The organism is Pseudomonas sp. PDM24, from assembly GCF_019218905.1.
In the GTDB taxonomy this organism is placed as follows: Bacteria; Pseudomonadota; Gammaproteobacteria; order Pseudomonadales; family Pseudomonadaceae; genus Aquipseudomonas.
This window is the reverse complement of the sequence record NZ_JAHUWR010000001.1, coordinates 1146244-1166701: the sequence shown is the minus strand read 5'-3', so window position 1 is coordinate 1166701 and position 20458 is coordinate 1146244. Positions and strand designations below refer to the sequence as shown.

Sequence of the window (20458 nt, the reverse complement as noted above, 5' to 3'; positions counted from 1 at the left end):
AAAACCGATTCAAAACCGTTACCTGCTGCGACAAAAACAACAAGCTCAGGAGCATCACTATGAAAACCGCAACACTGGCCACCCGCCGCTGGTGGTACATCATGCCGATCGTGTTCATCACCTACAGCCTAGCGTATCTGGACCGCGCCAACTATGGATTCGCCGCCGCCTCCGGAATGGCTGCAGACCTGATGATCACCCCCGGGCTGTCGTCCTTGCTCGGCGCACTGTTCTTCCTCGGTTATTTCTTCTTCCAGATTCCGGGCGCGATCTACGCCCAGAAGCACAGCGTGAAGAAGCTGATTTTCGTCAGCCTGATCCTCTGGGGCGGCCTGGCGACCTTGACCGGGATCGTCTCCAACGCCTACTGGCTGATCGTGATTCGCTTCATGCTCGGCGTGGTCGAAGCCGCCGTGATGCCGGCCATGCTGGTGTACCTGTGCCATTGGTTCACCCGTGCCGAACGCTCGCGCGCGAACACGTTCCTGATCCTCGGCAACCCGGTGACCATGCTTTGGATGTCGGTGGTGTCGGGCTACCTGATCCAGCATTTCAGCTGGCGCTGGATGTTCATCATTGAAGGCTTGCCGGCGGTGCTGTGGGCGTTTATCTGGTGGCGGCTGGCCGATGATCGTCCGGCTCAGGCCAAGTGGCTGAGCGACCAGGAAAAGCAGGATCTGGAAAGCGCCCTGGCCGCCGAACAGGTCGGCATCAAAGCGGTGAAAAACTACGCCGAAGCCTTCCGCTCGCCAAAAGTGATCATCCTTGCCTTGCAGTTTTTCTGCTGGAGCATCGGCGTCTACGGTTTCGTGTTGTGGCTGCCGTCGATCCTCAAGGCTGGGGCGAAAATGGACATGATCGAAGCCGGTTGGCTGTCGGCGTTGCCCTACCTGGCCGCCGTGATCGCCATGCTGCTGGTGTCCTGGGGCTCGGACAAACTGCAAAAACGCAAACGCTTCGTGTGGCCACCGTTGTTGATCGCCTCGATTGCCTTCTATGGCTCTTACGCCTTGGGCGCTGAACATTTCTGGTGGTCCTACACGCTGCTGGTGATTGCCGGCGCCTGCATGTACGCCCCGTACGGGCCTTTTTTCGCCATCGTCCCGGAAATCCTCCCGGCCAACGTCGCCGGTGGCGCCATGGCGTTGATCAACAGCATGGGCGCGCTCGGCTCGTTTGGCGGCTCTTATCTGGTCGGTTACCTGAACAGCTCCACCGGATCGCCCGGTGCCTCTTATCTGCTGATGAGCGGCGCGTTGCTGCTGTCGGTGGTGCTGACGATTTTCCTCAAGCCCGGCGCCAGTGACCGGGTCGCTGTGCCCCGGCCGATGGCGGCTCATTCTTGATTTGATATAGAGATGACAACGATGAAAAAGCAGGTTGTGCTGTACAAGAAACTCTCGCCGCTGCTGATGGCTCGCTTGCATGAGCAGACCGAGGTGACGCTGATCGACAGCCTCGACGCAGAGGGCTTGGCGCAACTGCGCCGGGCCCTGCCCCGTGCCCAAGGATTGCTCGGCGCCAGTCTCAAACTGGACGCCGGGTTACTGGATCTGGCGCCGAACCTGGAAGCCATTGCCAGCGTGTCCGTCGGCGTCGACAACTACGACATCGATTACCTGACCGAGCGCCGGATCCTGCTCAGCAATACCCCTGACGTGTTAACCGAAACTACTGCCGACACCGGTTTCGCCCTGATCCTGGCCACCGCCCGACGCGTGGTGGAGCTGGCCACTATGGTTCGCGCCGGCCAGTGGAACCGCAACATCGGCCCGGCGCATTTCGGCAGCGATGTACACGGCAAGACGCTGGGCATTATTGGCATGGGGCGGATCGGTGAGGCGCTGGCGCAACGCGGGCATTTCGGTTTTGGCATGCCGATTGTGTATCACAGCCATTCGCCAAAACCGGCGGTGGAGCAGCGATTCAACGCGCAATACCGCAGCTTGAGCGATCTGCTGCAGCAGGCCGATTTCGTTTGCCTGACGTTACCGTTGACCGCTGCAACCGAAGGGATGATCGGCGCTGAACAGTTCGCCCTGATGCGCCCCGAAACGATCTTCATCAACATTTCCCGGGGCAAGGTGGTGGATGAGCCGGCGCTGATCGAGGCGTTGCGGCAGAAGCAGATTCGCGCGGCGGGGCTGGATGTGTTTGAGCGTGAGCCGCTGGACAATGACTCGCCGTTATTGCAGTTGAACAACGTGGTGGCGACGCCGCACATCGGGTCGGCGACGCATGAGACGCGGGAGGCGATGGCCCGGTGTGCGGTGGATAATCTGTTGGCGGCGTTGGCTGGGGAGCGGCCGGCTAATCTGGTGAATGCCGGGGCGTGGGGGGGTCAGGAAGAGCCGAAGCTGGTTCTCGCGACTGGCGGCATACAATCCGGTTAACCATCGCTTAACCCCATGGTCCAAAACTTTACTGGACCGCACGCCCTCAGCTCCTCTGACGCCCAGTGCGGCAGGTTCGACGTTCTTCAGTCGAACTGATTTCCCCTCTGCACTGGAGATTCACCATGAACACGCGAACACTGCTGATAATCACCACCCTCGCCTGCACCGCGTTCGCCGGGCTTGCTCAGGCCAACGAGACGTCGTCCTCCCAACCCGTGCCTTATCACTACGGCATGCCGTTGCAGGTGGCCAAGGTCATTTCCCTGACTGAACCGCAAACGCAGGACTGCCAAGTGGTGACGGCCAACATGAAGTACATCGACACATCGGGTGAGCCTGCGCAGATTACGTACCAAAAACTGTCTGACGCGTGCAGCTATCAGAACTGACAGTAGGCTTGTGAGGGTTCTGGCGCTAAGCTCTGGCACTTCCCTCACTGCCGCAAGGATTCGCCATGCAGTTCTCGTTTCGCACGCTGTCGACGTTCACCGCCGCACTTTGTTTTCTGCTGGCGCTGGTCTGGGGGTTGATGCCGCAAGGGTTGTTGGCGATCTGGAGTATCGAGTATTCGTCCGCGGCGGGCTTTATCGCCCGGCGCAGTGCAGTGCTGTTCGGCGCATTGGGGGTGATGTTTTATCTGGTGCGGCAGGCCCCGCCCTCGGCAGCGCGAAGCGCAATGTGCAGCGGCTTTATGGTGGGATGTTTCGGTTTGGCGGCACTGGGCTTCGGCGAATGGCTCAATGGTCATGCCGGGCCGGGTATTTTGCTGGCGATCCTGGTGGAATTGGCGCTGGGTCTGGGGTTTATCCAGACCCGGCGCGTATCGGTCGAACTCGGTGAAACGGCCGGTTAATGGGCTTTTGACGTCGGGTGCAACAGCTCGCTGCGCCTGTTGTACTCAAGGTCGGTGCGTAACTCGGCGATCAGATTATTGATTTCCCGGCACCCGTTGAGACGATGGGCGTCTATGCCGGTGACGAACAGGTCGAGATGGTCAGTCTCGCCGTCCGAATACACCTTGACGGTCATCGACAGGTCCGGCGACAGCGTGCATTGGCAGCGTTTCGGGAGAAAACTGCTTTCAACGATATTGCGTAGTTCCAAGGCAGAAAGAAACATGGCCACCCTCTCGGTATTGTGAGATTGCCAATCAAAAATCAATGTCGGTCGGAGCTAAAATCGCCCGTTGTTTTTCTTCCTTGGGGAACCTCATTGTTCCAACGTCCCAACCGTCTTCTTGTTTCAGCGCTGACTCAGTAAGGATCGTGGTCAGCTCAAGACAGCTTCAGCATAAAACATGCCCGAGATTTCGCCCTGCGCCTCGTCGGCAAATCAAGGCTTTGGGAGAAATGGCAATACATCGCGTCATGCAAAATGCAAGAAAGCTCTGCTTCAAGACCTGCATTTTGCAAACACCCCGAAGGTGGGTTTGCATTGGCTGAGGACGGCAGTGAGAATGCGGCCCATCCATTCAGTATCCGCTGACCCCGCACACACGCAAGGAGGCATCATGGGTGCTTTGCCGCTTAACACGACCGTCGGGCTGATAGTTGCCATTTTGTCGTCCATAGCCCACGCCGCAACCCTCGAAGACGTCGCGCCGTATCCCAAGCCTGAGAGCGGTTTTACCCGCCAGGTCATTCACCTCGCCCCGAAACAACAGGAAGACGGTTATCAAGTCGAGATCCTGGCCGGCAAGACCCTCACCGTCGACTGCAACCGTCAGCGCCTGGGCGGCATGCTCGAGGAGAAAAATCTCGAAGGCTGGGGCTATCTGTTTTACCGGCTGGAAAAAGTCACCGGCCCAATGAGCACGCTGATGGCCTGCCCGGATGGCAAGCGCAAAAAGGACTTCGTGCCGGTTGTCGGTGACGGTTTCAGACTGCGCTACAACAGCAAATTGCCAATCGTGCTCTACGTGCCCAAGGACGTCGAAGTGCGCTACCGGATCTGGTCGGCGTCGAGCCATGTCGGGAAAGCCGTTCAGGAATAATCGGACCAGCCCTCACGCCAGCACGCCGCTCAACGCGGCGCGCTCGGCCACATGCCGCAAACTGTCGAAATTGATATTCGCGCCCGAATCAATGGCCACCAGGGTCTGACCCCGAGCGCCGGTTCGCGCCACGTACTGCTTGATCCCGGCCACGGCCAGGGCGCCGGAAGGTTCGGTGATCGAGCGGGTATCGTCGTAGATGTTCTTGATGGCGGCGCAGAGTTCGTCATTGCTGACGGTCATTACCTCGTCGACGCAAAACCGACAGACCTCGAAGCCATGGACGCCGATCTGAGCGACGGCCACGCCATCGGCGAAGGTGCCGACGGTTGGCAGCACAACCCGTTCGCCGGCCTGTAATGCAGCCTGCAAACAGGCGGAATGTTCCGACTCGACGCCGATGATGCGGATTTCAGGGCGCAGGTATTTGACGTACGCGGCGATACCGGCGATCAAGCCACCGCCGCCCACCGGAACGAAGATCGCGTCCAGCGGCCCTTGGTGCTGGCGCAGGATTTCCATGGCGACGGTGCCCTGCCCCGCGATCACGTCCGGGTCGTCGAAGGGCGAGACAAAGGTGCGGCCGGTTTGCTGTGCCAGGCTCAATGCGTATTCCAGGGCAAACGGAAAACTCTCACCGTGCAGCAGCGCTTCGGCGCCTCGACTGCGAACCCCGAGCACCTTCAATTCCGGCGTCGTGCAGGGCATGACGATGGTTGCGCCGATCCCCAGCTCGCGGGCCGCCAACGCTACGCCTTGGGCATGATTGCCCGCCGAGGCCGTGATTACGCCGCGAGCCTTGTGTTCATCGCTCAGGTTCACCAGTTTGTTGTAGGCGCCACGGATCTTGAAGGAAAACGTCGGTTGCAAGTCTTCGCGCTTGAGCAGGATCTGATTGCCCAACGCCTCGGACAAGGCCGGCGCCGCTTGCAACGGCGTGCGCACGGCGAGTTCGTAAACCGGCGCGGCGAGGATCTTTTTCACGTAGTGCTCAAGCAAGCTCTGCTGGGCGGGGGTGCTGTTCATGGTCGTCTCCTTGGTATCCGGGTTTACGCGGTCGGCAGCTCCTACGCCGGTTGCGTGCGCCCGGTAAGCTCAAAACCCAAGAGACAGAAAGTAAAAACCCGCCTCTAGGGCGGGTTGGGTGCTGCAGTCGTGAGCTAGCCCGCCAAATAAGGAATGGCGGTAATAATGCTTGGCTGGCAGCGCAATACGGTGGAAGTCATGGCTGGAAATTAGCCGGAGGCTGATGGCAAGTCAATGGCCAATTTTCAAGGGCCGCTGTAGGCTGGCGATTCTGCTCATTGTCCCAAGGAAGGAAACCATGAAGTCTGTCGCCCTGCCCCTCATCGCCCTGATCGCCTTCGCCGGCTACACCGTTTCGGTGATGCTGCAGGCCGAGCAGTCGTTGCTCGACTTCGGCATCAGCCTGATGTCGCGGCCCGATACAGCGCAGGTGGTGATCGATTTATACCTGTTGGCGACCCTTGCCGGTATCTGGATGTACAAGGATGCGCGCCAGCGTGGGCAGTCGGGGTTGTCGGTGGTTCCCTATCTGGTGGTGACGGCGGTTTTTGTGTCGGTCGGGCCGTTGTTGTATCTGGTGGTGCGGGGGCTTCAGGAGCGGAAAAACTCTGGCGAGGCAGCTCAAGAGGCCTGATCCAGGCGTTGTTGTGCTGTTGAGATTGCCTTCGCGAGCAAGCCCGCTCCCACATTAGATCTTCCGTGAACACATAATTTGTGAACACCAGAGATTAAATGTGGGAGCGGGCTTGCTCGCGAAGGCGATCTGACAGCCGCCGAAGTCACTTCGCCAAGCGCTTGAGCCCGAGCACCATCACCCCCGCCCCCAGCATCATCGCCGTCAGAAACAACGGATAGGAAATCCACCACGGCGTACCAGCGGTCATCATGCTGAACTCGGACATGCCGCCAATGCTCGCAACCAGGTTCAACGGCAGAAACACCACGTTGATCAGCGTCAGTTTGCGCAGCAGGTTATTCATGCTGTTGTTCATCAGGTTGCCCCGGGCGTCGATCAGCCCGGAGAACACCGTGGAGTAGATTTCCGCCTGCTTGTAGCACTGGTTGTTCTCGATAATCAGATCGTCGATCAAACCGATGGCTTCAGGGCTGAAGTGTTCCTTCGCCGCATGATTACGCAGCCGGGTCAGGACCGCGCCGTTGCTGTGAATGGCGTTGATGTAATAGATCAGGCTTTCGCTGAGGTTGAACATCTGGACCAGATGCTGGTTCTGCATCGAGGCATTGAATTTTTGCTGCAACTCCCGGGCAACCATCTTGATCACCTTAAGGTGCCCCAGATAGTGGTGAATGTTGTTGAACAACAGGTCGAGCAACACATCCAGTGGTGTCTTCAGTGACTGCCGCGTGCCGAGGCCGCTGAGCGGTGAGTCGTCGGTGGCGATCACCAGCAGACGCCCCGGGGAAAACAGCAAGCCGCAGGATGACACTTCGAAGGCCAGGCTGCCGCCGCCGGAGTAGTTTTCCGGGCGTTTCCAGATCAGGAACAGGTTGTCGGGGTGGAACTCGATGCGCGACACCTCGTCGGGGTCCAGGGCCGAGGCGAGAGCGTGTTCATCAAGCTTGAAATGGCTGTGCAACAGATCCCGCTCGGCCGCATCGGGGTTGCTGAACAGCATCACGTCGGCGTCCAGCCGTTCGACCGCGTGCAGGGCGCCGTGGCTCAGTTCAAAGCTTTTGATCATCGGCCGCTCACCAGGCCTGGCCGCGGCGCTTGAGCTCCAGCCGACGGACAAACTCTTCCAGCACCAAGGAATACAAATCGTCCTGCAAGTAGGCGTCTTCGATGCCGGCGTCCATGTTCGGGTTGTCGTTGACTTCGATTACCACCACTTTGTCGCCGGACTGTTTGAGGTCGACGCCATAGAGGCCGTCGCCGATGAGATTCGCGGTTTTCACCGCCAGTTCAACCACCGCTCGCGGCGCTTCGTGAACCGCCAGGGTGCGGCATTCGCCGTTGATGTCCTGGCCTTTGGCTTTGTGGTTGTAGATCTGCCAATGGCCCTTGGACATGAAGTACTGGCAGGCAAAGATCGGTTTGCGGTTGAGCACGCCAATGCGCCAGTCGTATTCGGTGTAGAAAAACTCCTGGGCCAGCAACAACACCGAGTGTTCGAACAGTTCGGCGGTGGCTTCAAGCAAGGCTTGCTGGCTTTCGACCTTGATGACGCCCTTTGAGAAACAACCGTCGGGGATCTTCAGCACCAGTGGAAACCCCAGACGCTCGCCTACCCGCTCGAAATCTTCCGGTCGCTCCTTGTAGAGGATTTCAGTGGCGGGCATGCCCAGTTGATGGCTCTTGAGCAAATCAGTCAGGTAAACCTTGTTGGTGCAGCGCAGGATCGACGCTGGGTCATCCATCACGACCAAACCTTCACTCTCGGCTTTTTTGGCGAAGCGGTAGGTGTGGTTGTCGACGCTCGTTGTCTCGCGGATCAGGAGCCCGTCGTATTCGGCGATTCGGGCGTAGTCCTTGCGCTCAATCAGCTCGACGTCGATACCTAGTGTCTTGCCGACTCTGACGAAGTTGTCCAAAGCCTTGGGATTGGAGGGCGGCAATGCTTCTTGCGGATCGTGCAGAATGGCCAGGTCATAACGGGCCAATCGCCTGGAGCGCGGCATGCGCCAGATCTTGCGACTGAAACTGTCGAGCGCATTAGCGAATTGATCTTCCTGATCTTCACGCAACTTATGCAAGGCGCCAGACTTTACACCTTCGATGTGCCAACCGTTAGTTCGACGAAACTCAACTAGCAATATTGGACAAGGAAAAACCTCGAACAACTGCCGAGCCAGATCCTGTAATGGCTCGATAGCGGTTTTGCCGAAATACAGTGTCAGGGTAAATCCTTCGGTATCGCTGTAAAGATGATTGCTGAGAGCCTTTTCCAGGGTTTTATCCAGATCATCCAGGGCCAGCCCATACAGGGATTTTCGGGTCAGTTCGCTGATGGTCCGCACCGACGGTATAACCTTGTGCCCCCGCGCTTCGGCCAGCAGCGAGCAGTAATAACCGTGCCCGAGGTACTTGTAGCTGCGGCACAGGTTAATCACCTGAACCCGCTTGCCCTGCTCGTTGTCGCGGGTCTGTTCGAGGTATTCCTGGGCGGTGACGATGTCTTCACTGGGGAAGTAGGAGGCCCAGTCTTCCTTACGTTCGACGATGATCATCAACTGGCTGGAAGTTTTGATCGAGCCATTTAAATAGTTTGTGGAAGTTATTGCTGTTGGTAACGTTTGCTCAGATACTTCGCGCCAATGACCTTGTACCGCTGACATAGTGATTGATCCATTGAAGAACAAGACCTTTCCTATTAAGCACGAACTTTTTCGAAAGTCCCGTTTCGTTACGCAACTTTTACGGCGATTATATGAATCCTGTTTTTCGCTTGGCGGTAGTTGAAGACATACCGTCACTGCTGGCACTCGAACAGCAATGTTTCACCACGGACCGGCTCAACAGTCGCAGTTTTCAATGGATGATTACTCGGGCTCACGGGCAACTGCTGGTGGCCCAACGAGGCGAGCAATTGGTGGGCTATGCGGTGGTGCTGTTTCACCGGGGCACTTCATTGGCGCGCCTGTACTCGATTGCGATAGCCCTTGATGCTCGCGGCAGTGGACTGGGCAAGCAGTTGCTCGAACGTGTCGAGGCCTGCGCCATTGAGCATGACTGCGCCTACCTGCGGCTGGAAGTGCGCATCGACAATCCAACGGCAATTGCTCTGTATGAGCGTAACGGTTACCGGCGTTTTGCGCTGATTCACGACTATTACCAGGACCATGCCGACGCGCTGCGCCTGGAAAAACGTATCCTCCAGCACCGCGATTCACGCAACATCAAGGTGCCTTACTACCCGCAGACCACCGAGTTCACCTGTGGCCCGGCCTGCCTGCTGATGGCCATGGGCGCGCTGCAAGACGATCGAGCGTTGGAGCGCGGTGAAGAACTGCAAATCTGGCGCGAGGCGACCACGGTGTTCATGACGTCTGGCCACGGTGGCTGCAGCCCTCAAGGTCTGGCGCTGGCAGCGTGGCGGCGTGGCTTTCGGGTGCGGCTGCAACTGAGCATGGCCGGGCCACTGTTTCTCGACGGCGTGCGCGATGCGCATAAAAAAGACGTAATGCGCCTGGTACACGAGGCGTTCACGGCGCAGTTGCAAGCCACCGACGTGGAACGAATGATCGGCGGACCACTGGATCTGCCACGGTTACTGCACGATGGCGGACAGCCGCTGGTATTGATCAGCAGCTATCGCCTGACCCGTTCCAAGGCGCCGCACTGGGTGATCGTCACCGATTGCGATGAAGAGTTTGTCTACCTGCACGATCCGGATGTGGATCACAGCCAGCATCGTCAGCCGATGGACTGCCAGCACTTGCCGGTCAGCCATGGGGAATTCGACAAAATGTGCAGTTTCGGACGAGGCAAGCTGCGGGCTGCGGTGATTCTCTATCGCCGTGAGTAAACCTGTGGCGAGGGAGCTTGCTCCCGTTCGAGTGCGAAGCAGTCGATTGCATGGGGGCGCTTCGCACCCCAGCGGGAGCAAGCTCCCTCGCCACAGGTTATGCGATTACTTAAGGCCAAGCTTGTACAGCGCCCCGTCATCTTCATCGGTCAGCAAATACAGATAACCATCCGGCCCCTGCCGTACATCACGAATCCGTTTGTTGAGCTCACCCAACAACCGCTCTTCGTGAACAACCTTGTCGCCTTCGAACTGCAGGCGAATCAGCTCCTGACTCACCAGCGCCCCGATAAACACGTTGTGCTGCCAGGCCTTGAAGCGATCGCCGTCATAGAAGGCCATGCCGCTGAGGCCGGGGGATTTTTCCCAGACATGGTGCGGGCCCACGGTACCTTCGGCGGTTTCGCCCTTGGCTTCCGGGATCGGCAGGCCGGAATAGTTGATGCCGTGGGTTGCCATCGGCCAGCCATAATTTTTGCCACGCTCGATGATGTTGATCTCGTCGCCGCCCCGTGGGCCGTGCTCGTTTTCCCAAAGCGTGCCGCTCCAGGGGTTGAGCGCCGCGCCTTGCGGGTTGCGTTGGCCGTAAGACCAGATTTCCGGGCGAACGCCTTTTTGCCCGACAAAGGGATTGTCTGCCGGCACCTTGCCATCCGGATAGAGCCGCACGATCTTGCCTTGCAGCTTGTCGAGATCTTGCGCCGTGGGCCGGTCGTTATTCTCGCCCAGGGTGACGAACAGATAACCGTCACGGTCAAACACCAGTCGTGAGCCAAAATGATTGCCGACGGAGAGCTTGGGCTCCTGACGGAAGATCACCCTGAAATCCTTGATCGCCGTCAGGTCTTCCGACAACCGTCCGCGACCGACCGCCGTGCCGGCCTTGCCGCCCTCACCGCCCCCTTCGGCGTAAGACAGATAGACCATGCGGTCTTGCTTGAAATCGGGCGACAACACCACATCGAGCAATCCGCCCTGCCCCTTGGCCCAGACCTGAGGCACGCCGCTGAGCGGGCCCGAGAGTTTGCCGTCGCCACTAACCAGCCGCAGGTTGCCGGGCCGTTCGGTCACCAGCATCCCTTGGCGGTCAGGCAGAAACGCCAACGACCAAGGGTGGTCCAGGCCTTTAACGATCGGCGTGAGCTCAAGGGTGCCCTGCTCGCTTTTAAAATCCTGTGTTGGCGCTGCAAAGGCGGGCGCCGTGACGGTTAATAACGCGCTGGCACAGAAAGTGGCCAAGAGGGTTTTACGCAACATGCACGATTCCTTTTGTCGTCAATAGAGCTGGCAAGACTTCTGTCTCGCCGTTCAACGGTAGTTGCGGTCCGAGCCCCGGGGTGGTGGATTGGGAATGAGTTTCGGTTGGCCGGTGGGAGCCTGTCGATCTTGCGGATAGCGATTGCCGATGCCGCCGTTATCGAGCGTTGGCGGTCGTGGCACAGGCACCGTGTTTGGCCCGCGGATTACCGGGATATTGGGTTGCGTGCCTTGCATGCTGTTGGGATTGGCCCGGCGAATCGGGCTGTTGTAGGGATTGTTGTTGCTTCCCGGCAGGTTCTGCGCCAGCAGCAAGGGCGAAGAAGACGATGCGGCGTCTGCCAGAGCCAAAGGGCTTAGCACGCCACTCAATGCCAGCGCGATGACGCCGAGCACACATCGGTTCATGGGGGACCTCTCTAAATGAGCGTGCCATGCTTCATGGATGAATAGAGCCACGCTACGCCCAGGGTTCGGATTTGTTAACTAAAACCTCCCCCGCAACATGTAACACGAGTTAACCGCACCGCCGATCCGCCCGCAGGACCGGGCCGCCGCCGACTGAAACTTTTGCCCTTGGCCACAGGTCACCTGAACATCAACGACGAGGTCACGACGATGGCACGGGCAATCTGGAAAGGCGCAATCAGTTTCGGTCTGGTGCACATTCCCGTTGCGCTGGTTTCGGCGACGTCTTCGCACGGGATCGATTTCAAATGGCTCGACAGCCGCAGCATGGACCCGGTCGGCTACAAGCGCATCAACAAGGCCACCGGCAAGGAAGTCACTCAAGAGCACATCGTCAAAGGGATCGAGTACGAAAAAGGACGTTACGTGGTGCTCAGTGAAGAGGAGATTCGCTCGGCTCATCCACTGTCGACCCAAACCATCGACATTTTTGCCTTTGTCGGCAGCGAGCAAATCCCTCTGCAAAACATCGACACGCCCTACTACCTGGCGCCGGACAAACGCGGCGGCAAGGTCTATGCGCTGTTGCGCGAAACCCTCAGCAAAACCGACAAGGTCGCCCTGGCCCGCGTGGTGTTGCATTCGCGCCAGCACCTGGCGGCCCTCATGCCGCTGGAATCAGCCATGGTGCTGGTGATGCTGCGCTGGCCCGCCGAAGTGCGCAGCATTGCTCAACTGGAACTGGGCAGTGAAGTGACCAAGCCGGATCTGGCCAAAGGCGAGTTGGAGATGGCCAAACGGCTGGTGGAAGACATGAGTGCCGACTGGACGCCCGAAGAGTACCGCGACAGTTTCGAAGACAAGATCATGGCGCTGGTCGAGAAGAAGGCGAATGAAGGCAAGATCGAAGATGTCGAAACCGTGACGGGTGAAGAGGTGCGTAAAACCGCCGATGTTATCGATCTGACCGAACTGCTCAAACGCAGTCTTGGTGGCAAGGGCGGCGGTAAAGCGGCTACTAAAGCCAAATCTGCTGCGCAGAAAAAACCCACGAAGCGGTCGAGCGGCTGACCCTTGTTGGCACCCATGAGTTATGGGGTGCAAATACTGGCCTCTTCGCGAGCAAGCCCGCTCCCACATTGGATCTGTGTCGTTCACAGGACAAATGTGGGAGCGGGCTTGCTCGCGAAGGCGTCATACGCCTCAATACCAAACTCAGATCAAAACAAAAATCGCCAGCAACCCGCCAAAAACCGCCCATTTCTCCAGGTAGTAGCGAGTACGGTTACGCTTCTTGAGCGCTTTGCCGCGCAGGCGAATCGTGTAGATTCTGGCGAACAAGCGGTTGATGCCACCGACCTTGTCGCCGGCATCGTTCGGCGCCCCCGCCGCTGCCATCACCGTGCGGCTGAACCAACGGTTGAACGCCGCCGCCCAGCGATACTTCATCGGCCGCTCGATGTCGCAGAACAGGATGATGCGGTTCTGCGCAGTGGTGTTTTCGGCGTAATGAATGAAGGTCTCATCGAACATCACCGCTTCGCCATCGCGCCAATGGTAGTTCTCACCATCGACGTTGATGTAGCAACCGGCATCGTTCGGCGTTTCCAGCCCCAAGTGATAACGGTAAGAACCGGCATACGGATCGCGGTGACGGACCAGTTTCGAACCCGGCGGCAGTTCGGCGAACATCGCGGCCTTGATCGAGCCGATGCTTTGCACCAGTTCAGTCGTACGCGGGCAGAGCTTTGCGGCGGACGGGTGACTGTCGCCGTACCATTTGAGGTAGAAACGCTTCCAGCCACTTTTGAAAAACGAGTTGAAACCAACGTCGTCGTACTGATTGGAACGTTTGATCTCCCCGGCCTTGAGTAAATTCTGGCCCTCGGCGCGAATCTCTTCCCAATGAGCCTGCAAAGGACTCAAGTCGGGAAAGTCTGCTGGATTGAGATAAGGCTTGTTCGGCGTTTTGGAGAACAGATAAAGGAAGCAATTGATCGGCGCCAGAAACGTCGAGTGGTCGCTTAACTGACGGCCTAATTTGTGGCGCACTTTTCCGCGCAAGTGCACATACGCGATGGAGATGACATAAATAGCGGCAATGATAAGTTTCACGAAAATCGTCACACGTCAGAAGTGAACAAACTGCGTCCGATGGCGCGTTCTTGAGCCATGCCGATGGACGGCACGACGTCGAAAGATGGCATTTTAGCCACACTTTGTAACTAATAGTTAACCTTCAACTGTGAAAATGCGTGCACGTTGTTAGTAGCGCGGGCGGTTGCTAATGGGAACCCGCTCTTGCGGTGGTAGCCCCCTGCCACTCCACCATTCGTCGCCTATAAAAACGTGGCACGCAATACGCGCCCTGTCTGGCTTAGGCTTTGCAGAGGCCGGACGTAGCAGCCCCAGAACGACGTAATTCTGACGCGGCGGCAATTAAATCAACGCTTAGGACTCCAGCGATACGCTTGGTCAGTCACCGGGAGATGTAACGTGTCAACTCTCAATGAAATCGCAGCGAACCACGCGAGAATGGCTAAGGCAAAAGAAGAAGAGTCGACTGGGCTGAGTGAGCGGCACCTTCAAATAGTGGGAAGTTTCGAAATCCCGTCTATCGATGACCAACAACACATTCCACTGCACCTCATTACCGGAGGGCAAGACAACCATCCCGGACACGCCGCTGGTTATTTGCTTTAAATCCCGACCGGGTCAGTCTGGCTTGTCGCACGCTGTTCAGCGTGCGGCAAGCCAGACGTTCAGTCAGAAAATCGGGTTTCAAAACGCCCCCATTTAAAATTTTTTCTTAAATCATTAAGCCTGTCGCTGAGCGGCAAATAGTCATTGGCACCACTGCGACTCACAGGGGATTGCGTCGTTGTCGCCGTCCATTTTCATTCCTGGGCAATTTTGCAGAAAGTTTTTGGCCTCTGCGCACGAGGTCATCTGTGAACAATATTTGCGCCCATCACATTTGAATGGCGCTGAAACAGGCTTCGGCGCAGCCACGACTGTAGCTATTTCTTTGGGATTCGATAGTTGAGCCGTAGCCCAGGACTGTAGTTCAGGGGAAAACTTCCAAGCCAACAGACCCACAACAAGCATCACCAAAATCAGTTTCATTTTGATCCCACCCATGATGAGAGACCATTTGCGTTCTCACGTTGCGCGTCTTGGGCAAGAACCAGGAACAGTATCTGCAAGACGAAGCGCCAGCGCGCCCGGAAACCCGAGCCCTGACGAAGAAGAATAGACCCCTCCCCACTTTCTGCTGTCACGCGTGGTATGGATAGACGAATCTGAAGAGGTGCCCACCCTGACCAAGTGCTGGCCATTCAGTAATCCATCTGAAACACACGAGGCCGGGCAAGCGGTGCTGACTTTACCCAGAGCCACGCCAAGTGTCCCGAACACAACGCTGAACAAAAATAACATCGAGACAACTCTACGCTCCCCTGCCTATCCAGGATGAACGACCTCCCAGCCAGCCCCCGATTCTGCACAAACCGGGGCCGAACCTTGAAGAAGCCTGCGACACGTTATCGCCCACCGTACAACTGCCGTCACACATATGCGACAATATGCGCAATGTCTGGCATGAATCCCGCCTTTTTGCCCAACAGCTTGGACACCGCGTCCAGATGCTGCTCTCGACTTATGCGCGCTGGTTGAACTCTAGCGGTGACTGGGAAGAGATGGAGAGAAACTCCAGAATGTCCCAGGAATGGCCCAAGCGCCAAATGCGCAGCTCGCAACCCATTGATAGGTAAAGTAATTGATCTCCACAGCTAACATCACGATGCAGTTCGGCGCCAAGCCGCTATTCGAAAACGTTTCGGTCAAATTCGGCGCCGGTAACCGCTACGGCCTGATCGGTGCCAACGGTTGCGGCAAGTCGACCTTCATGAAAATCCTCGGTGGCGACCTCGAGCCGTCCGGCGGCCAGGTCATGCTCGAGCCGAACGTGCGTCTGGGTAAATTGCGCCAGGACCAGTTCGCCTACGAAGAATTCACCGTGATCGACACCGTGATCATGGGTCACGAAGAGCTGTGGAAGGTCAAGGCCGAGCGCGACCGCATCTACTCGCTGCCGGAAATGACCGAAGAAGACGGCATGGCCGTGGCCGAACTGGAAACCGAATTCGCCGAAATGGACGGCTACACCGCCGAATCCCGCGCAGGTGAACTGCTGTTGGGTCTGGGTATCGGCATCGAGCAGCATTTTGGCCCGATGAGCGAAGTGTCCCCGGGCTGGAAACTGCGCGTGTTGCTGGCGCAGGCACTGTTCTCCGATCCTGAAGTGCTGTTGCTCGACGAACCGACCAACCACCTGGACATCAACACCATCCGCTGGCTGGAAAACATTCTGACCCAGCGCTCCAGCCTGATGATCATCATTTCCCACGACCGTCACTTCCTGAACAGCGTGTGTACCCACATGGCTGACCTGGACTACGGCGAGCTGCGCCTGTTCCCGGGCAACTACGACGAGTACATGACCGTGGCGACCCAGTCCCGCGAGCAATTGCTGTCGGACAACGCCAAGAAGAAGGCGCAGATTTCCGAGCTGCAATCGTTCGTCAGCCGCTTCTCGGCCAACGCCTCGAAAGCCAAGCAAGCGACCTCCCGCGCCAAGGCGATCGACAAGATCCAACTGGCCGAAGTCAAGCCTTCGAGCCGTGTGAGCCCGTTCATCCGTTTCGAACAAACCAAGAAGCTGCACCGTCAGGCGGTCATCGTCGAGCGCATGGCCAAAGGCTTCGACGGCAAGCCGCTGTTCAAGGACTTCAGCTTCCAGGTTGAAGCCGGCGAGCGCGTGGCGATCATCGGCCCGAACGGTATCGGTAAAACCACCCTGCTGCGCACCCTGGTCAACGAATTGACCCCGGATGCCGGTACCGTGAAGTGGACCGACGCCGCGGAATTGGGCTACTACGCCCAGGACCACGCGCATGATTTCGAAGATGACTGCAACCTGTTCGACTGGATGGGTCAATGGACCCAGGGCGGCGAACAACTGGTTCGCGGCACCCTCGGCCGGATGCTGTTCTCCAACGACGAGATCCTCAAGTCGGTCAAGGTCATCTCCGGTGGTGAGCAAGGTCGCATGCTGTTCGGCAAGCTGATCCTGCAAAAGCCGAACGTGCTGGTGATGGACGAACCGACCAACCACTTGGACATGGAATCCATCGAGGCGCTGAACCTGGCGCTGGAGAACTACCCGGGCACGCTGATCTTCGTCAGCCACGACCGTGAGTTCGTATCGTCCCTGGCCACTCGCATCATCGAGTTGAGCGCCGATGGCGTGATCGACTTCAGCGGCACCTATGACGACTACCTGCGTAGTCAGGGTGTTTTGATGTAAGACGGCTGCAAGCTTCAATTGAAAAGCCCTGTCCTGGTGACGGGGCTTTTTGCATTTTCGTGGCCAGAATGATTGTGGTGCTGAAACCTTCGCGAGCAAGCCCGCTCCCACAGTGGATCGACTGCGTACAGAAGATTGATGACCACTGGAGATCCACTGTGGGAGCGGGCTTGCTCGCGAAGAGGCCCTCAGGAACACACAAAGCTGAAGCCAGTCATATTCTGCAATCCACATCGTTAGCCTGCTTTCTTTTATTTCATACCCACGCCATGATGCAGTTCTCCTACCGCCGCCCGCGAACGAGCTCTCATGTCTGTGCAGCAACTGCCCCCGCAAAGCTCCATGGCTATCACCCGGCAGATCGTCTCCATCGTTTTCTATACCTTTATTGCTTTCCTCTGCATTGGCTTGCCGATTGCGGTGTTGCCCGGGTATGTCCATGAACAGTTGGGGTTCAGCGCCATCGTGGCGGGGCTGACTATTGGTTCTCAGTACCTGGCCACCCTGCTCAGCCGGCCCATGGCCGGACGTCTGTCGGACAGCATCGGCACCAAGCGGGCGATTGTTTACGGCTTGTCGGGGATTGCGTCGAGCGGCGTGCTGACATGGCTGTCGACCCTGCTGCAAAGTGTGCCGTTGTTGAGCCTGATCATTCTGATCGCTGGCCGCTTGTTGCTGGGCATCGCCCAGGGATTGATCGGGGTCGGCACGATCAGTTGGTGCATGGGCCAGGTCGGTGCCGAGCACACGGCGCGTTCGATTTCCTGGAACGGTATCGCCTCCTATGGTGCCATCGCTATCGGCGCGCCGCTGGGGGTGCTGATGGTCGCTGAACTGGGGTTCGCCAGCCTCGGGATCGCGCTGTCGTTACTGGCCCTGCTGGCGCTGCTGTTGATCCGCAACAAACCGTCGGTGCCGGTGATTCGCGGCGAGCGCCTGCCGTTCTGGGCGGTGTTCGGGCGCATTACCCCCTTCGGCGCGAGCCTGAGCCTGGCGTCCATCGGATACGGCACGCTCACCACCTTTATTACCCTGTATTACGTCAGCCTTGGCTGGACCGGCGCGGCTTATTGCCTGACGGTATTCGGGGTCTGTTTCATTCTGGCGCGGTTGTTGTTTATCTCCAGCATCAGCCGCTTCGGCGGCTTCACCTCCGCCATCGCCTGCATGACCATTGAAACCGTGGGGCTGGTCCTGCTGTGGCTGGCGCCCTCGACGGGTTATGCCTTGATCGGCGCTGGGCTGACCGGGTTCGGTCTGTCGCTGGTGTATCCGGCGCTGGGGGTGGAAGCGATCAAGCAAGTGCCCAATTCCAGTCGCGGAGCGGGTTTGAGTGCCTACGCGGTGTTTTTCGATCTGGCGCTGGCGATTGCCGGACCGCTGATGGGCGCGGTGGCGTTGAACCTGGGGTATTCGTGGATTTTCTTTAGTGCGGCGATGTTGTCGATAACCGGACTTGGTTTGACCCTGCTGCTGAAACGCCGAGCGATGGTCTAAGCCTGCCGCATATCCCCTGTGGGAGCGGGCTTGCTCGCGAATGCGGTGGGTCAGACACATCTATCTCGACTGACACGCCCTCTTCGCGAGCAAGCCCGCTCCCACAAGGGTTCCGGGGGAAATTATTGATCCGCGGTTTGCATCCCGGCGCGGGTAGGTTTGCCCAGGGTATGGGCGAAGAACCGTCCGGCTTCGGAAATCATGTTGCGGTGAATGTCCTTGCGGTCGACGCCGTCAGCATCGGTACACAGCGCCGGCATGGCGGCGATCTGTTCTTCGTTGCACGGCGCCAGGAACACGAAGTGCCCTGCCCCGGCCAGCAATTTGAAGTCCGGTGCGGTTGGCAGTTTGCGCGCAAGCGCTGCGGCGTTTTTGTCGAACGCCACCAGTTTGTCGCCATCACCGCTGTAAAGCAGCACCGGCACATGCACATCGGCCAAGGTATGGCGGCCGAACTTCAGACTCAGCGGTGCCATCAGCAGCAAGGCATGCACGCGCGGGTCCGCCACTGGCTGCAAATCATCGCGGTCGACGATCAGTTCGCCCTGCGTGTTGCAGGCATCGTGATCATCCGGGCGCTCCTGGCAATAACGGCGCAGGCGATCCAGATCCGGGGTGGCGCCGGACAGAATCAGTGCAGTCTCACCGCCCGCCGAATAGCCAATCACCCCGACCTGCTGAGCATTGACGAAAGGCGCGAGCATCCGGTCGCCCAAAGTCGCGGTAATGGCTTCGGAAATCTGGATCGGCCGACCATAAAGGTTGCTCAAGGTGCCGAGGCGGCTGTGGTCTTTGGAGTTGTCGCCGGGATGGATCACCGCCACCACCACAAAGCCCTTGCGCGCCAATGAGGTGGCGAGGTCGTGCAGGGCCAGCGGGGTTCCGGTGTTGCCGTGGGACAACATCAGCATCGGGAAACGTCCGATGGCGACTTTGGTGTCTTCACCCGCTTCGACCGTATAGCCCTCGAGCGTGCTGGAATGTTCCTTTTCACTGGACGGGTAAAACGCGATGGCGCGCATCGGCTGCAAATCCAGTGGATCGAGGAAGGTCATCTCATGGAAACCGACGCTCCAGTGAAGATGCGGCGCAGACGCGGCATGCACCAAACTCAGACTGCCGAGCAGGCAAATCAGTAGCGTTGCACAAAGACGCACCATCGGATGCCCCACCTTGTTACCTGACCACAGATGTCAGCCCTCGACTGCATAACCTGGGCCATAAATCGATAACGCCAGAAACAAAAAACTCCGTACCTGGCCATCACGATGACCAGAATACAGAGTTTCAGGGGTATTGCCCGAGGCTGTTTACGACTTTACGCAAGCCTTACGCAGCGACGAACAGTTGCTCGCTGATGTGCGCCTGAGCGTCACTCATGGCTTTGGTGCGCACTTCATCACCATAGGCCAGGCCATGGGCGCGGACGAACTCGATGTCGGTGATACCGAGGAAGCCGAACAGCACTTTCAGATAATCTTCGTGCGCAACACCGGTTGCCTGACCGACATGCAGACCACCGGAAGTGGAAACGATCACGACTTTCTTGCCGCCGCACAGGCCTTCAGGGCCGGCTTCGGTGTAGCGGAAAGTCTGACCGGCCACGGCGATGCGGTCGATCCAGGCCTTGAGTTGGGTCGGAATAGTGAAGTTGTACATCGGCGCGGCAATCACGACGGCATCGGCGGCGATGAATTCGGCCAGGGCCTGCGCGCTCAGCTCGGCTTCGTGCTGTTGCGCGGCGTTGCGCAGCTCTGCGGCAGTGCCGGCGGCAACCAGGGTGTTGGCCGAGAAATGGCTGATGGCATCGGCGGCCAGGTCGCGGTAAGTCACCACAACGCCAGGCTCGGCAGCTTGCCAGGTTTTGACGACTTCGCCGCTCAGCTGACGGGAAGCCGAGTTGTCACCCAGAATGCTCGAATCGATATGCAGTAATTTCATGTGGGATCTCCAAGGTGAGGATCGCCACCGGGCGATCTGATGGAGACAATCCTACCGACGAAAGCAATGGCTGATTAGTCGGTAA

General features: G+C 58.2%; 20 protein-coding genes and 2 pseudogenes. 12 read left to right on the top strand and 10 right to left on the bottom strand.

Annotated elements, in window-relative coordinates:
* Window positions 1–59 precede the first annotated feature (59 nt).
* The 4 genes from KW837_RS05380 to KW837_RS05365 all read left to right on the top strand — a co-directional run bounded on the left by KW837_RS05380 (window position 60) and on the right by KW837_RS05365 (window position 3249).
* The gene (locus KW837_RS05380; protein WP_218394791.1) at window positions 60–1346 is read left to right on the top strand and encodes an MFS transporter; all 1287 of its coding nucleotides are present in this window, start codon (window positions 60–62) and stop codon (window positions 1344–1346) included.
* A 21-nt stretch (window positions 1347–1367) separates the two neighbouring features.
* Entirely contained in the window at window positions 1368–2393 is a 1026-nt protein-coding gene (locus tag KW837_RS05375) for a D-glycerate dehydrogenase (RefSeq protein WP_218394790.1), read from the top strand.
* A gap of 125 nt (window positions 2394–2518) precedes the next feature.
* On the top strand, window positions 2519–2785 hold the full coding sequence (locus KW837_RS05370; protein WP_218394789.1) for a DUF2790 domain-containing protein: 267 nt from the start codon (window positions 2519–2521) through the stop codon (window positions 2783–2785).
* Between the two features lie 65 nt (window positions 2786–2850).
* Window positions 2851–3249 carry a hypothetical protein gene (locus KW837_RS05365; protein WP_123497067.1) on the top strand — a complete coding sequence of 133 codons (399 nt, stop codon included), beginning with the start codon at window positions 2851–2853 and terminating at the stop codon, window positions 3247–3249.
* Here KW837_RS05365 and KW837_RS05360 read toward each other — a convergent pair.
* Window positions 3246–3515 (bottom strand): DUF1652 domain-containing protein, encoded by a 270-nt coding sequence (locus KW837_RS05360; protein WP_218394788.1) that lies wholly within the window; start codon window positions 3513–3515, stop codon window positions 3246–3248. The two genes, KW837_RS05365 and KW837_RS05360, sit on opposite strands and share 4 nt — an antisense overlap.
* Before the next feature lie 391 nt (window positions 3516–3906).
* Between KW837_RS05360 and eco the strand changes: the two genes are divergently transcribed.
* Window positions 3907–4389, top strand: coding sequence for a serine protease inhibitor ecotin (gene eco, locus KW837_RS05355; protein ID WP_218394787.1), 483 nt, complete (start codon window positions 3907–3909; stop codon window positions 4387–4389).
* 30 nt (window positions 4390–4419) lie between these two features.
* Here eco and ilvA read toward each other — a convergent pair.
* Window positions 4420–5415: pseudogene (gene ilvA / locus KW837_RS05350) on the bottom strand (threonine ammonia-lyase, biosynthetic); the annotation flags it as partial.
* A gap of 298 nt (window positions 5416–5713) precedes the next feature.
* Between ilvA and KW837_RS05345 the strand changes: the two are divergent.
* On the top strand, window positions 5714–6049 hold the full coding sequence (locus tag KW837_RS05345) for a DUF2834 domain-containing protein (protein ID WP_218394785.1): 336 nt from the start codon (window positions 5714–5716) through the stop codon (window positions 6047–6049).
* A gap of 145 nt (window positions 6050–6194) precedes the next feature.
* Here KW837_RS05345 and KW837_RS05340 read toward each other — a convergent pair whose 3' ends face one another.
* On the bottom strand, window positions 6195–7118 hold the full coding sequence (locus KW837_RS05340) for a magnesium transporter CorA family protein (RefSeq protein ID WP_218394784.1): 924 nt from the start codon (window positions 7116–7118) through the stop codon (window positions 6195–6197).
* A gap of 7 nt (window positions 7119–7125) precedes the next feature.
* Window positions 7126–8604 (bottom strand): RimK family protein, encoded by a 1479-nt coding sequence (locus KW837_RS05335; protein WP_218394783.1) that lies wholly within the window; start codon window positions 8602–8604, stop codon window positions 7126–7128.
* A 200-nt stretch (window positions 8605–8804) separates the two neighbouring features.
* Between KW837_RS05335 and rimI the strand changes: the two genes are divergently transcribed.
* Window positions 8805–9902 carry a ribosomal protein S18-alanine N-acetyltransferase gene (gene rimI / locus KW837_RS05330; RefSeq protein ID WP_218394782.1) on the top strand — a complete coding sequence of 366 codons (1098 nt, stop codon included), beginning with the start codon at window positions 8805–8807 and terminating at the stop codon, window positions 9900–9902.
* Window positions 9903–10007: 105 nt separating this feature from the next.
* On the opposite strand, the gene KW837_RS05325 is transcribed toward rimI, so the two are convergent.
* Together KW837_RS05325 and KW837_RS05320 are read right to left on the bottom strand one after the other, a co-directional pair.
* Window positions 10008–11159, bottom strand: coding sequence for a PQQ-dependent sugar dehydrogenase (locus tag KW837_RS05325; protein ID WP_218394781.1), 1152 nt, complete (start codon window positions 11157–11159; stop codon window positions 10008–10010).
* 51 nt (window positions 11160–11210) lie between these two features.
* Window positions 11211–11567: a hypothetical protein gene (locus KW837_RS05320; protein WP_218394780.1), complete on the bottom strand. Its 357-nt coding sequence runs from the start codon at window positions 11565–11567 to the stop codon at window positions 11211–11213.
* 210 nt (window positions 11568–11777) lie between these two features.
* On the opposite strand from KW837_RS05320, the gene KW837_RS05315 reads away from it, so the two are divergent.
* Window positions 11778–12638: a Ku protein gene (locus KW837_RS05315; protein WP_218395157.1), complete on the top strand. Its 861-nt coding sequence runs from the start codon at window positions 11778–11780 to the stop codon at window positions 12636–12638.
* Window positions 12639–12782: 144 nt separating this feature from the next.
* Here the strand turns inward: KW837_RS05315 and lpxO are convergent, their stop codons facing one another.
* Window positions 12783–13682, bottom strand: a complete 900-nt coding sequence (lpxO, locus tag KW837_RS05310; protein WP_218394779.1) for a lipid A hydroxylase LpxO — start codon at window positions 13680–13682, stop codon at window positions 12783–12785.
* Window positions 13683–14063: 381 nt separating this feature from the next.
* Here lpxO and KW837_RS29000 point away from each other — a divergent pair, with 381 nt between their 5' ends.
* Window positions 14064–14270, top strand: coding sequence for a hypothetical protein (locus KW837_RS29000; protein ID WP_371317102.1), 207 nt, complete (start codon window positions 14064–14066; stop codon window positions 14268–14270).
* 141 nt (window positions 14271–14411) lie between these two features.
* Here the strand turns inward: KW837_RS29000 and KW837_RS05305 are convergent, their stop codons facing one another.
* Entirely contained in the window at window positions 14412–14693 is a 282-nt protein-coding gene (locus tag KW837_RS05305; protein WP_218394778.1) for an excalibur calcium-binding domain-containing protein, read from the bottom strand.
* 414 nt (window positions 14694–15107) lie between these two features.
* Between KW837_RS05305 and KW837_RS28695 the strand changes: the two are divergent.
* The 3 genes and pseudogenes from KW837_RS28695 to KW837_RS05295 all read left to right on the top strand — a co-directional run.
* Window positions 15108–15340: pseudogene (locus KW837_RS28695) on the top strand (integrase); the annotation flags it as partial.
* A gap of 5 nt (window positions 15341–15345) precedes the next feature.
* On the top strand, window positions 15346–16935 hold the full coding sequence (locus KW837_RS05300; RefSeq protein WP_123496728.1) for an ABC-F family ATPase: 1590 nt from the start codon (window positions 15346–15348) through the stop codon (window positions 16933–16935).
* A 309-nt stretch (window positions 16936–17244) separates the two neighbouring features.
* Window positions 17245–18432: an MFS transporter gene (locus KW837_RS05295; protein WP_218394777.1), complete on the top strand. Its 1188-nt coding sequence runs from the start codon at window positions 17245–17247 to the stop codon at window positions 18430–18432.
* Window positions 18433–18554: 122 nt separating this feature from the next.
* Here the strand turns inward: KW837_RS05295 and KW837_RS05290 are convergent, their stop codons facing one another.
* Both KW837_RS05290 and KW837_RS05285 read right to left on the bottom strand, forming a co-directional pair.
* Entirely contained in the window at window positions 18555–19592 is a 1038-nt protein-coding gene (locus tag KW837_RS05290; protein WP_218394776.1) for a dienelactone hydrolase, read from the bottom strand.
* A gap of 169 nt (window positions 19593–19761) precedes the next feature.
* Window positions 19762–20373: an FMN-dependent NADH-azoreductase gene (locus KW837_RS05285; RefSeq protein ID WP_218394775.1), complete on the bottom strand. Its 612-nt coding sequence runs from the start codon at window positions 20371–20373 to the stop codon at window positions 19762–19764.
* Window positions 20374–20458: the final 85 nt, after the last annotated feature.

What these genes read in the sequence shown, in the direction of transcription:
- KW837_RS05365 (WP_123497067.1), top strand. Translation starts at nt 2,851, where the DNA reads ATGCAGTTCTCGTTTCGCACGCTGTCGACGTTCACCGCCGCACTTTGT.
- KW837_RS05295 (WP_218394777.1), top strand. Translation starts at nt 17,245, where the DNA reads ATGTCTGTGCAGCAACTGCCCCCGCAAAGCTCCATGGCTATCACCCGG.
- KW837_RS05285 (WP_218394775.1), bottom strand. Translation starts at nt 20,373, where the DNA reads ATGAAATTACTGCATATCGATTCGAGCATTCTGGGTGACAACTCGGCT.
- KW837_RS05320 (WP_218394780.1), bottom strand. Translation starts at nt 11,567, where the DNA reads ATGAACCGATGTGTGCTCGGCGTCATCGCGCTGGCATTGAGTGGCGTG.
- KW837_RS05335 (WP_218394783.1), bottom strand. Translation starts at nt 8,604, where the DNA reads ATGATCATCGTCGAACGTAAGGAAGACTGGGCCTCCTACTTCCCCAGT.
- KW837_RS05345 (WP_218394785.1), top strand. Translation starts at nt 5,714, where the DNA reads ATGAAGTCTGTCGCCCTGCCCCTCATCGCCCTGATCGCCTTCGCCGGC.
- KW837_RS05370 (WP_218394789.1), top strand. Translation starts at nt 2,519, where the DNA reads ATGAACACGCGAACACTGCTGATAATCACCACCCTCGCCTGCACCGCG.
- KW837_RS05380 (WP_218394791.1), top strand. Translation starts at nt 60, where the DNA reads ATGAAAACCGCAACACTGGCCACCCGCCGCTGGTGGTACATCATGCCG.
- KW837_RS05325 (WP_218394781.1), bottom strand. Translation starts at nt 11,159, where the DNA reads ATGTTGCGTAAAACCCTCTTGGCCACTTTCTGTGCCAGCGCGTTATTA.
- rimI (WP_218394782.1), top strand. Translation starts at nt 8,805, where the DNA reads ATGAATCCTGTTTTTCGCTTGGCGGTAGTTGAAGACATACCGTCACTG.
- eco (WP_218394787.1), top strand. Translation starts at nt 3,907, where the DNA reads ATGGGTGCTTTGCCGCTTAACACGACCGTCGGGCTGATAGTTGCCATT.
- KW837_RS05360 (WP_218394788.1), bottom strand. Translation starts at nt 3,515, where the DNA reads ATGTTTCTTTCTGCCTTGGAACTACGCAATATCGTTGAAAGCAGTTTT.
- KW837_RS05290 (WP_218394776.1), bottom strand. Translation starts at nt 19,592, where the DNA reads ATGGTGCGTCTTTGTGCAACGCTACTGATTTGCCTGCTCGGCAGTCTG.
- KW837_RS05340 (WP_218394784.1), bottom strand. Translation starts at nt 7,118, where the DNA reads ATGATCAAAAGCTTTGAACTGAGCCACGGCGCCCTGCACGCGGTCGAA.
- KW837_RS05315 (WP_218395157.1), top strand. Translation starts at nt 11,778, where the DNA reads ATGGCACGGGCAATCTGGAAAGGCGCAATCAGTTTCGGTCTGGTGCAC.
- KW837_RS05305 (WP_218394778.1), bottom strand. Translation starts at nt 14,693, where the DNA reads ATGAAACTGATTTTGGTGATGCTTGTTGTGGGTCTGTTGGCTTGGAAG.
- KW837_RS05375 (WP_218394790.1), top strand. Translation starts at nt 1,368, where the DNA reads ATGAAAAAGCAGGTTGTGCTGTACAAGAAACTCTCGCCGCTGCTGATG.